The organism is Methanocrinis sp. (genome assembly GCF_049974945.1).
Taxonomy (GTDB): domain Archaea; phylum Halobacteriota; class Methanosarcinia; order Methanotrichales; family Methanotrichaceae; genus Methanocrinis.
Map to the genome: position 1 here is coordinate 1 of NZ_JBNGCU010000061.1, position 11098 is coordinate 11098.

12 protein-coding genes are annotated in these 11098 nt (G+C 59.9%); 4 read left to right on the plus strand and 8 right to left on the minus strand.

Annotated features, from left to right (window positions below; translation table 11 throughout):
- On the plus strand, nt 1-935 hold a 935-nt coding region (locus ACP5EL_RS07100), incomplete at its 5' end, for a DUF1646 family protein (RefSeq protein WP_428401817.1).
- Between the two features lie 124 nt (nt 936-1059).
- Here the strand turns inward: ACP5EL_RS07100 and ACP5EL_RS07105 are convergent.
- The 5 genes from ACP5EL_RS07105 to ACP5EL_RS07125 form a co-directional block, all read right to left on the minus strand.
- Nucleotides 1060-1581, minus strand: a complete 522-nt coding sequence (locus ACP5EL_RS07105) for a GNAT family N-acetyltransferase (protein WP_428401818.1) — start codon at nt 1579-1581, stop codon at nt 1060-1062.
- Nucleotides 1582-1660: 79 nt separating this feature from the next.
- Nucleotides 1661-2428: a hypothetical protein gene (locus ACP5EL_RS07110; RefSeq protein ID WP_428401819.1), complete on the minus strand. Its 768-nt coding sequence runs from the start codon at nt 2426-2428 to the stop codon at nt 1661-1663.
- 71 nt (nt 2429-2499) lie between these two features.
- Nucleotides 2500-3777, minus strand: a complete 1278-nt coding sequence (locus ACP5EL_RS07115; protein WP_428401820.1) for an MFS transporter — start codon at nt 3775-3777, stop codon at nt 2500-2502.
- A 309-nt stretch (nt 3778-4086) separates the two neighbouring features.
- Complete coding sequence (locus tag ACP5EL_RS07120; protein ID WP_428401821.1) at nt 4087-4446, minus strand: hypothetical protein; 360 nt, start codon at nt 4444-4446, stop codon at nt 4087-4089.
- 23 nt (nt 4447-4469) lie between these two features.
- Entirely contained in the window at nt 4470-5033 is a 564-nt protein-coding gene (locus ACP5EL_RS07125; RefSeq protein WP_428401822.1) for a hypothetical protein, read from the minus strand.
- 156 nt (nt 5034-5189) lie between these two features.
- Between ACP5EL_RS07125 and nikR the strand changes: the two genes are divergently transcribed.
- Both nikR and ACP5EL_RS07135 read left to right on the plus strand, forming a co-directional pair.
- Complete coding sequence (gene nikR, locus ACP5EL_RS07130; protein ID WP_428401823.1) at nt 5190-5612, plus strand: nickel-responsive transcriptional regulator NikR; 423 nt, start codon at nt 5190-5192, stop codon at nt 5610-5612.
- 69 nt (nt 5613-5681) lie between these two features.
- On the plus strand, nt 5682-6365 hold the full coding sequence (locus ACP5EL_RS07135) for a fibrillarin-like rRNA/tRNA 2'-O-methyltransferase (RefSeq protein ID WP_428401828.1): 684 nt from the start codon (nt 5682-5684) through the stop codon (nt 6363-6365).
- A gap of 21 nt (nt 6366-6386) precedes the next feature.
- On the opposite strand, the gene ACP5EL_RS07140 is transcribed toward ACP5EL_RS07135, so the two are convergent.
- Nucleotides 6387-7163, minus strand: coding sequence for a S26 family signal peptidase (locus ACP5EL_RS07140; protein ID WP_428401824.1), 777 nt, complete (start codon nt 7161-7163; stop codon nt 6387-6389).
- 123 nt (nt 7164-7286) lie between these two features.
- Here ACP5EL_RS07140 and ACP5EL_RS07145 point away from each other — a divergent pair, with 123 nt between their 5' ends.
- Nucleotides 7287-9059: a DNA-directed DNA polymerase II small subunit gene (locus tag ACP5EL_RS07145; protein ID WP_428401825.1), complete on the plus strand. Its 1773-nt coding sequence runs from the start codon at nt 7287-7289 to the stop codon at nt 9057-9059.
- A 687-nt stretch (nt 9060-9746) separates the two neighbouring features.
- Here ACP5EL_RS07145 and ACP5EL_RS07150 read toward each other — a convergent pair.
- Both ACP5EL_RS07150 and ACP5EL_RS07155 read right to left on the minus strand, forming a co-directional pair.
- Complete coding sequence (locus ACP5EL_RS07150) at nt 9747-10280, minus strand: metal-dependent hydrolase (RefSeq protein ID WP_428401826.1); 534 nt, start codon at nt 10278-10280, stop codon at nt 9747-9749.
- 77 nt (nt 10281-10357) lie between these two features.
- Entirely contained in the window at nt 10358-10939 is a 582-nt protein-coding gene (locus ACP5EL_RS07155) for a hypothetical protein (protein ID WP_428401827.1), read from the minus strand.
- Between the last annotated feature and the right edge of the window lie 159 nt (nt 10940-11098).

Genomic DNA, 11098 nt, shown 5'->3' on the forward strand with positions numbered 1-11098 from the left:
TAGGCTGGAACATGCCCCTGATCATGGAGGCGATCGAGGAGCCGGTCATAAAGGGAATCGTTCCAGCGGTGCTGGTCGCAGGTCTTCTCTTCTATTATGGCAGGGACCGCGTTCAGAGCGCCATCAACGCTCTCTTGAAATTCATCCCTCTCAAGATTCTGGTATTCGTGATGATCGTCGTTTTGGGCCTCTCTGCCAGCTTAATCACAGCCATCATAGCTGCACTTCTCCTGGTGGAGCTGATAAACGCCATGCCCATGGAGAGAAAGACGCGGGTCAACGTCGCCATCATCGCCTGTTTCTCGATAGGACTTGGCGCCGTTCTGACACCGGTGGGCGAGCCCCTCTCCACCATCGCCATCACCAAGCTGCAGGGCGACCCCTACAACGCAAGTTTCTTCTTCCTCTTCAACATCCTGGCGGTCTACGTCATACCCGGCTGTCTCGTCATGGGCCTCCTCGGTATGGTCTTCACCGGCAAGGCCGCAGAGGTGAAGCAGAAGGTCGCCTCCGCCTCTGAGGAGACTCTGAAAGATGTCGTCATCAGGGCTGGGAAGGTCTACCTCTTCGTCATGGCGTTGCTCCTTCTCGGAAGCGGCATGAAGATCATCATCGACAAGTACATCCTGAGCATACCTCCCCAGATTATATACTGGGTGAACATGATCTCGGCCATCCTGGACAACGCCACCCTGACGGCGGCGGAGGTCAGCCCGATGATGGGAATGGAGCAGCTCCAGGCCGTATTGATGGGCCTTCTCATCTCCGGCGGCATGCTGATCCCCGGAAATATCCCCAACATCATCTCCGCTCAGAAGCTCTCCATAACGAGCAAGGAGTGGGCCAGGCTGGGCGTGCCCCTGGGCCTGGTGATGATGGCGGTCTACTTCGTCTGGGTCTTCTACATCCCCTTCCACATCGAGTTCCACTTCTGAAGGGATGAGGGGGTCCTCAACTATTTTTTTAAAGTCTTTTTTTGAAAAATTTGCCTTACTAGGTATCCCGTTATTCAGACTTTATCCCGCTCTTCAGACTTTGGCTTGAGATCAGACTTCGGTCTCATACCGCCTCGTCGAACTCCCGCCGGTACCGGGCGATGCCCGCGGCGCCGACCATCGCCGACTTGTTCAGGATCAGGATCATGAAGGCCTCGTCGGGGACCTCTGACCACTGGCTGTGAATTCCGTAGCGGGATGCCCTCTCAAAGCCGAAGCGGGGGTAGTACTCAGGGTAGCCGAGGACGATGATGAAGGGGCAGCCCCTCTCCCTCAGCATCTTTATCCCGTTGTGGATCAATAGCGACCCGATCCCCTGGCCCTGGCATCGGGGCAACACCGCCATCGGCGCAAGCCCCATCCCCTCGACCTCGTAGGTCGACTCCTCCCCTCCGATCGTCGCCGGGCTGAAGAGGATGTGGCCCACCACTTCTCCCCCTTCGACCGCCACCAGGGATAGGAGGCTATCGCAAGCCTCCCGGAGCTTATCCACGACCTCGGCCTCTGCCGGCTGGCCGAAGGCCTCGTTGTTGACCCTCCTGATAGCCTCGATGTCCTCGGGCCTTTCTTCTCGGATGATGATCATTCGTTCACCTGGACGATTGATGTTTGCACATATTCGATACTCTATATAAATCTTGAATCTCCCTATTTGAAGCATCGCCTCACAGCTCGAACCCCGGCTCCGCCGCCACAGACCCCAGCAGCTCCTCCGCTGCCTTCATCTCCTCCTCGCTCCCGTCGACCGCGAGCCATAGGGACCCCTCGGCGCCACAGACGCCGCCAGAGGCCACCAGCTCTGCCCTCGCGCCACACAATTGAGCGATCGCCTCGATCTCACAGAATACCTCACCTGGGACCGGCAGTAGCCTCGGCCCCTCGGCGCCCGGCGCGTTCAGCCCCTTCGCCAGGTCGTCGAGGTCGCCGAATACGCGCTTCTCGAGCCCCAACGGCAGGATCAGACGGACGCGCCGTCCGACGACCGCCTGGAGGGCGAGGCCGATGGTCCCGGCCCTGGGGTGGCCGATGAGGATGGCGGCTCTGTTGGACCTGGGGTCGAGGGCGTTGGCGCCCTTCAGGATGACGTCGCCCTCCTCCAGATCGTCGACGACGTTTCTGATCGTCTTGCCCCTCTGCCAGACGCCTTTCTTGATGACCACGTCGCCGGGGAATTCAGACATGTCCGGGAGCATCCCGGCCTCGGTGGTGGGCATCCACGGCGGGAGGGTGATCCCCCGGAAGAACCTCTTTTTTGAGAAACCCTCGAGCTGTCCGATCTTCGCCAGGATCTCTTCTGCGACGTAGCCGTTGGTGGTCCCGGCGACGATGACGACGGTTCCCGATTTCAGGGCCGCCTCGACGGCGGGATGGGTTGCGAGGGCTTTTCCGATCAGGCGCTTTCCTGCTGCTGGGGAGAGGACGAACGATCTCATGGGCTCTTATTCTCGTGCGCATGAGAGAAAATTGTTGTTGTGCGGAAAGGGCCGGCGACCCTTCCGCCGGGTCATCCCAGAGGCTCACGGCTGCGGTCACGGACGAAGAGGAGCGTGGCAAAGGCCATCAGCGCCATGAACGCCGCGAAGACCGCCGGTTCTGTTGGGCGGCCGGTGAAGTCGATCAGCCAGGTTGCGATCATGGGCGTGGACCCGCCGACGATCCCAAGCCCCAGGTTGTAGGCTACGGAGTAGCCGGAGAGCCGATCCCGGGTGGGAAAAAGCTCCACGAACATCGCCGGGGCCGATCCGAGGGGCACGGCGATCAGGATCACCAGCGCCAGCTGGGCGACGATGGCAGCCATAAGGCCCCCCTCTAAAAGCCATTGGTGCAGCGGCCAGACGACGACCCCGATCGCCAGCATGGATGCGGCAATCAGGTGCGTCCGGCGCAGAACCCTGTCGCCGAGCCAGCCCGAGACGGGGATTAAAAGCAGCAACAAGGCCACTCCCGCCGTATTGATCCGCATAGCCTCGTCGAGGGCCATCCCAGTCTGAGTATGGATCCAGTTGGGCAGGTAGACCAACGAGAGGTAGAAGATCGCACCGTAGGCCGAGGCGAAGAGGATCGCCTCCGCCATCTCGCGCCGCTGGGCGGTGAACGCCTCCATCAGAGGCGAGGTCTCCTCTCGGGTCCTGTGATATCTTCTGAAGTATTGGGAGCGAGGTAGACGGCGCCGCATGAGTATGGATGCCGACCCCAAAACCCCTCCGAAGAGAAACGGCAGTCTCCACCCCCAATCCTCGATCATCTCCGTCGGCATCGTCGTGGTCAGGGCGGCGGCGATCCCGGACCCGAGTAGCATCCCGAAGATCGTTCCCGTATTGGCCCAGCTGCCCGAAAGGCCGCGACGTTCCTGGGGCCCCGTCTCGACGAGGTAGGTCACCGAGCTGGAGAACTCGCCCCCCACCGAGAGCCCCTGAACCAGTCTGATCGCAACCAAGAGCCCTGGAGCCCAGATCCCAAGGGTAGAGTAGGTGGGCAGGCATCCCAGAAGGAATGTAGGTAGGGCCATCATGGTCACCGAGATCAGCATCGTACGGCTGCGCCCGACGGCGTCGCCGAGCCAGCCGAAGAGGGCGGAGCCCAGAGGTCTCATGACGAAGCCCGCGGCGAAGACGCCGTATGTGGCCAGGAGGGATGCCGTCTCGTTTTCGCTGGGAAAGAACAGGACGGAGAGGGTCCCGGCCATGTATCCGTACAGGGCAAAGTCGTACCACTCCACCACGTTGCCGACGAAGCCTGCGATGATCGTTGTTTTTCTTTTTCCGATTACTTTATCTTTCATGGCACATGTTAGGGTCTCAAATGCTCTCTTTTATAGATTTTCATCTCAAAAATTGACATATTCGGCCGGGGATCTGGTCTCAATAGCAGTTCTCACCTCTTGGTCCTGTATTGGTTGCCTAAAATACCTGTAGAAGTAGGTCGAAGAGAAATGGCCGAGGCGGAAATCTTCTCCACCTGCAGCCCGCTAGGCCGACGAACCCGGTGCTCAAGACCTTAGTACGGCTCTGCGGACGAGGAGAGAACGTCCTGGAGGTGGCAGGTCTGGACGCCATGAGGAGGTGCGTGGACGGGGGCGTGGAGATGGCGGTTAATGGTCGTTTGAATTTGATTTTCTGGCCATAAAGGCGTCCCGGCCGATCCCCCTCGGTGCCAGGTACCACCTGCCCTTATGCTTTCCCATGTGCTCCAGAGCCTCAGAGTAGCTGTCGAAGAAATAACTTTCTCCGCTGTCGAGGTTGAGGAGGATCAGGGCGCCCGTTCCGGCGTCGGGCCGGCTCATCGCCGCCTTCAGGGCGGCTTCGATCTCTTCGCGCCGCCTGCTCCTCTTTCGTGCGCCGAGGGCCTCCATCATTCGAGAGATCTCCTCCTCGTCGACCGCGTAAAGGTCTTCTTCGGCCGTCTCAGCTCCGCTCAGCCCGTCTCCGCCTTTTTCTTCTTCGCGCTCCATCTCCTCATCATCTCCCGTCTCTTTCAGATCTTGGCGGGCTCGCCCTCTTCGGCGGCCCAGCAGAGGTAATCCGCTGAGGGGAACTCGTGGATGGTGGTGGCGACGATCTTTCCCCGGCCGTACTTCCCGACGGCGAGGACCGATCTTCCTCCGGCGTCTTTGAGGATCGTCTCAAACCCCTCTCCGGGGACGAGGTAGCCGTCGCAGTCGCCCTCCTTCGCGCCGACGAGGGCGGCGCATCGATGATCAAAGACCGGGACCAGCTCTGTATTTTCGTACTCGCCGACGTACTTGAGGGGAAGAGGGAGCCAGTCGTAATCATGCTCGGGGACCAGGGGACCGAAGACGGTGAGGATCCCGCCCCTCTCCAGAAACTCGGCGATCCTGGATTTGGAGGCCCTGAGGGCGGGGAGGGTTTTGGAGTACTGGGGGTTGGCGAAGCCCGTGGGTATCAGAACCATCCTGAACCGGGGAAGAAAGGGGCTTCCCAGGACCTCAGGCTTGACGAAGGCGTGCTCCCGGCCGGCATCATTCAGGAGCTTCTCGAAGAGGAAGGTCTTCTCGCCGATGATCGCTATATCTGGCATGCGGGATGGATCTTTCAGAGGCTTGATCTAAAGCTTTTATGCCTCCGTCTTCTTTGAATTTTCTTCTTATCCTGGTCTTTGTCCCATTTATTCAGAACCCCTGCCAATAGACTTATTACTATATAAGACTCAAATGTCCATCTGAGGTTTTGCTTTATGGAACAGGAACTGATGAGAATTGGAGTGTCTCTTCCTGAATCGCTCTTGACCAGATTCGACGGCATCATCGAGCAGAGGGGTTACTCCTCCCGGTCCGAGGGGATCAGGGACGCGATCAGAAACTACATAGTCCACTACGAGTGGATGGGCGACGTCAAGGGCGAGCGGGTCGGGGTGATCACCATGGTCTACTCTCACCACCAGAGAGGGCTCGTCGACTCCCTCACCAACATCCAGCACGAGTACGTTGACATCATCCAGTCGGCCCTCCACGTCCACCTGGACCACGACAACTGCCTGGAGATCGTAACACTCAGGGGCGAGGGACAGGAGGTCAGGAAGGCCGCAGAGAAGATGATGGCCCTCAAGGGTGTAAAGCACGTGAAGCTGACCACCACCTCTCTGGGCCAGGAACTCTGAATCCCCTTCGCGTAGGTGACGACCATAATACCGCAAGACTGCGAGATCGAAAGGGAGGCGGCTTTGAGTTTGCAAATCTCAGAGGCTCTTGGCGGAGTTTACATCCTCGACCTCTTCGGCGAGACCAGGATCGCGACCCACCCCAAAGTCTCCGTTCCCGTTTACGGGGAGCGGATCGTGGAGGGACTTCGGATCTGGGACCCCCACCGAAGCAAGCTCGCCGCCCTTCTCCTCAAAAGCCGTCTTGCAGGCGATCTTGCGCCCCTAGTATCCGAGCTTAACCTCCGGCCCGAAGCGAAGGTTCTATACCTCGGAGCCGCCACCGGGACGACGGTGAGCCACGTGAGCGACCTCGTGCCCCGCGGCCTCGTATACGCCGTTGAGTTCTCGCCAAGGTCGATGCGCGACCTTTTGGGCCTCTGCGAGAAGCGCGATAATATCATACCTCTTCTCGAAGACGCCTCCATGCCCGAGAGTTACGCCCCATTTCTGGAGCCGGTGGACCTGGTCTATCAGGACGTGGCCCAGAGAAACCAGGCGGAGATCGCAAGCATCAACGCCGAACGCTACCTGAAGCCGGGTGGAACCCTGGTTTTGATGATCAAGGCGAGGAGCGTGGACGTGACGGCGGACCCAAAAGAGGTCTTGAAGGCGGAGATCGGCCGGCTGGAGGGGATCGATCTGCTGCGGGTCGTTGACCTTCGCCCCTACCACCGGGACCACTGGGCCGTGGTGGCGAGGAGAAGGGCCTAAGCTCCTTAGCTCTTTTTATTTTCAGCTCAGAAGCTCTCTTATCTCGTCTCCGATTATGTTCGGAAGCAGCCTCACGTAGCCGAGGATGGGGACTCTGAAGCGGGCTACGCCGATGACCCAGTCTTCGCGGACCGGCATGAGGTAGTTTATGCCGAAGATGACGTAGGTCTCGTCCCCCCGTCTTATGAAGACGTACCCGAACTCGTGGTCGAGATAGGTTCCGTTCCCCACCTCCTCGATCATGCCTTCTGCCATCTGTTCGCGAAAGTAGCTCTCCTTGACTACGCCCACCAGCTGGCCGGCGTTCTGGTCGATCTCAGAGTTGTTGTCGCCCTTGGTGATGTAGCCTGCGAAGGGGGCGGCCGGTCCACCCTTCCACATCGGCTCCCCCTCGTCGACCCATCGCATCGCCCTGTGGATCACGGGGGTGGCCTTATCGGGGGGGTAGGGCCTCCGGAGAAAAATGTGAGCGGCCTGGTCGGTGAGGGTCAGCTTCTCCTTCCCGTAGGGCCTGTAAAGGATGACGTTTCCTGGGTTGTTGAAGGTGCTGTAGCCCTCCATAACCCCCTCCTCCCAGGTGACGATATCGGTTCTGGAAGCGCCCTGGATCACGATTATATCCCCCACCTTCATGTTGGGGTACATGCTCCCAGACTCCACCGCCACCATTGGAGTCCAGACCCCCAGGGTCACCTGAGAGAATATCGAGATCGCGCCCACCACCACGGCGACGAATATCAGATCCCTGAGAAAGCCCTGGATCTTCCCCTCCCCTCTGAGCCACTCTATAAGTTTCATCTGGCTCGCCTTATCTGCATCCTCCCGATATAACCGTTTTCGGTGAGGTCGCCCAAGAGTTCGATCGGCATCCTGTTCGATCGGCATCCTTTATCTAAGGGCGCTGGACATAATGGCCTTTTGATGCAGGAGATCGTTCAGCGTTTCGCCGAGGAGGGTTACATGATAGATCCCGAGGCCCTGGAGCTGATCGCCTCCTATCCGGGACATCGCGAAGATCTGGTGGAGGGGGTGATCAGGAGCCTTGAGAGCTCGACGCTGGTGGTGGGGGTCTCGGAGATCGAGGGCTCTCCCCGATGGATTGAGCTTGCAAGGGGCGACGGAGGACTTCTCCACCGTAAATCGCAAGAGCTGGAGCCCACCGCTTCAGATGGATCGGCTTCGCCGAGCTTCGCCGAGAAGCTGCCCCCTTCAAACCCGGTCCATGGCCTCGATCTCGGTGAGGCGGGACGCCCGAACCTTCCGGCCGAAGAGGAGCACAAAGTTCAGGAAATTCGCGGCCCCGAATTGAAGAGAGGGCATCCGAGTCCGCTGGATATGGCCGATCCGGGGCTTCAAGGCCTGCCTCTTCCGGCCTGGGCGGGGAAGTACAGCTCTGAAGACCGAGAGGTCTCGGGAGTCGGCCGTTGTGATCTCGTCTCCTCTCTTCTGGGGGATCGGGCAACTCTGTCTACCACCTCTCCTTTCGTTCCCGCCCATCTCGAGGCTCTATGCGACGTCACCGGCAGGTCCACCTGTGTCGGGGAGTATCAGGACTTCATCAGATACTTCAGGGATCGGTATTCGCGGATCAGGGAGATGCTCTCGGGAAGGCTGAACGCAAGGCCCATCGAGAGCCTGAGAAGAGACATAGCAGGAAGGGAGATCTCCATCATCGGCATGGTGATGAACGTGAGGACCAGCGCCAAGGGGAACAAGGTGGTGGAGCTGGAGGACCCGACGGGGATGGTGACGGTGATCTTCACCAAGGGCGCTCCCGGTTCCGAGGAGGTGGCGGGGCTGGTCCTGGACGAGGTGATCGGGGTAACCGGGACCGCCGACGGGAAGGGCAGGTTCTTCGGCAAGACCATCCTGCGCCCCGACCTCCAGGCCCACTCTTTGATCGCTACCGGGGAGGGTGGTGCCCTCCTCCTCTCGGACGTTCACGTCGGGAGCACCTACTTCATGGAGGACGCCTGGGACCGGTTCATCGAATGGATCTGCGGGGAGATGGACGACCCTCTGGGGATCGCCTCGAAGGTGAAGTACGCCGTCATCGCAGGGGATCTCGTAGACGGGATCGGGATCTATCCCGGCCAGGAGGCGGACCTGGCCATAAAGGACATCTGGGAGCAGTATGAGAGGGCGGCGGAGCTCTTAAACGAGATACCGGATCGGATCCAGATCGTCCTCTCGCCTGGAAACCACGACCTGGTCAGGCAGGCTGAGCCCCAGCCAGCCCTGCCCGAGTCCCTGCGGGACCTGTTCAAGAAGAACGTCACCTTCGTCGGAAATCCGGCTGCATTCAGGCTGGGTGGCGTCGACTGGCTCGTCTATCACGGCCGGTCCATAGACGACCTGGTCCTGAAGATCCCGGGCCTATCTTACGGCGAGCCGGAGAAGGCGATGGTGGAGATGCTGAAGAGGAGACACCTCTCACCCATCTACGGAAACCGGGTCTCCATAGCCCCGGAGGAGGAGGACCTCCTGGTCATAAGGAGGCCGCCCGCGATCCTCCACTGCGGTCATGTCCACACCGTGGGGATGACCCGCTACAAGGGGGTGACGGCGATAAACAGCGGCACCTGGCAGGGCCAGACCGACTTCCAGAAGAAGATGAACATCCAGCCCATCCCGGCGGTCGTCCCCTACCTCGACCTCTCCACCATGAGGGCGAGGAGGCTGATATTCGTCTGACTCTTTGCTGGCGCTGCGCCCTCAAATTTGAGGTGCTGATACGGCCCGGCCCGGCCTTTCGCCAGGTCCGGTACCCACCCCCGGCGGTCGGTGCGGAGGATCGAAGACGGGGGTGCATCGATGAGAATAAGATTTTATATCCGATAGCGCCAACAGGCCGTCTAGTTTCAGGAGGATAGTCGATATGCCTGACAGATCGACTCAGGGATCAGGGAGAGGCAGGGGTAATAAGCGAAATAAGAACCAGAATCCCAGCGCCTGCGTCTGCCCTCGGTGCGGCTTCGAGATCGAGAGAACCCCCGGCGTGAACTGCCGTTCGATAAAGTGTCCGGAGTGCAGAGTTCCACTGATGGGCAAGTGATACTCTGAACCCTCCGGCGCCACGACCGCCGGACCTGCTCGCTTTTAAGATACTTCTGGTTGGCCAGTCTCTCCTGATCTTTCAGGTTCACCTGATCTTTCAGGCTTTCCTGGTCTTCCCCTTTTCATCCTCTCCATCAGACCCTCTGACAAGTCGTCTGATGCTGACCTCCCGCAAACTTCGTCTGAGTCTGGTCGGGAGCTCGGGGCAGGCCTCGACTCACCGGATGCACTTTATTCCAGATCCTTCGGCGCCGGAGTCGCTCGTGCCTGCCGCCTTCTCGACTTTGGGGAGGCTGAGGAAGAAAGCCGGTCATCCAGCAGCCGTCAAGTCATCTTGAGACTTTTATCTAATACGAGGTGGAGGTTGTAGCCAAGAAAAGAGGCGGAAGCTACGAAGAGCGCCTCCCCCGCGGACATATCGAAGCCGAACCGCACGATGGCGAAGGCGAGGAGGGCGTAGACGGCGGCGAAGACCGATGAGTGGACGACGCCCCGGTGATTCGGCATCAAGACCTTGAAGAGGTTCCAGGCGACGACCGCCGCCAGGGCTGCCACGGACCAGGCGAGGGCGAGGTTGACGGCCGGATCTGGGGCCAGGTGGAGCGCAGGCCCCAGGTTCATAAAGGCGGAGATCCCCACGGCCACCGAGACGAAGGGCTTGGCCACCCTGTGGATCAGGGCATCGGGATGGTCCAGGTCGGGCAGGTCCGAACCGAGGACGTAGAAGGCGTAGCCGAGGGACATGGCCATGAAGGTCAGATCGAGGGGGAGGCCCAGGCGAAAGTCGAGGGTCGAGAGGATTAAAATCGCTATTGGATATGTCACTATCCCTGCCAGAACGTGCTCGTCGTAGTTCAAACCCTCTCCGCCCCTTCCTATCGAAATCGACGACCGGTGGGGATTTTACCTTTTCCCTCCGCCTGAGCCCGATGAAATTACTCCAGTGGCCACGCCCCCACCGCCGAGTCGGTCCCCCCCTCAAGCTCGAAGGCCCTGACGACCGCGTCCCGGATCAGGTGGGCGAGCCGTGCCTGCCTCTCGGATAACTCCCGCGAGGAGGTGATGGGTGCAGGGGTCTGGTCAAGAAAACTCTCGAAGAGCTGCGCCACCTCCGCCTCGCCCTTCTTCTCGGAGACGATCTTGCCGTCTCTGGTGAGCTTCGCCAGGCGGGCGCTCTCCCGGAGCTCGCCCCGATGGTACCAGCGAAACTCCAGGTAGTCGGTGAGGACCAGGTTCTCCAGGGATCGCAGGTAGCGGTCCAGCTGCTCGGACCTCTCGGCCTCGTCCAGGGACTTTCCGACGTCCTTCGCCTCGATGTACCCGACCGAGAGGTCGCCCCGCTTGACGACGTAGTCGGGGGCTCCACACTCGACGTGCTTCGGCTCGTTGATGGCGACGACATCGGGAGCGAAGGACTCCACCAGCGCCTTCAGCGCCGCCCGGTGGGTGTGCTCGGTCGCCTCTCCAGTCCCAAACTCCCGCTTAACTTGCGCCAGGTAAGATTTCAAGTCACCCATGTATTCATCGCCGCCGGATTTTACCACGATCAAAAAATCATAAAATCCGATGAGATATAAGTGATCTTTGCCTCACCGCGTCGAAGGTTGCATTTCAGGAGGACTACTTCAGGAGGACTACTTCAGGAGGACTACTTCAGGAGGACTACTTCAGGAGGA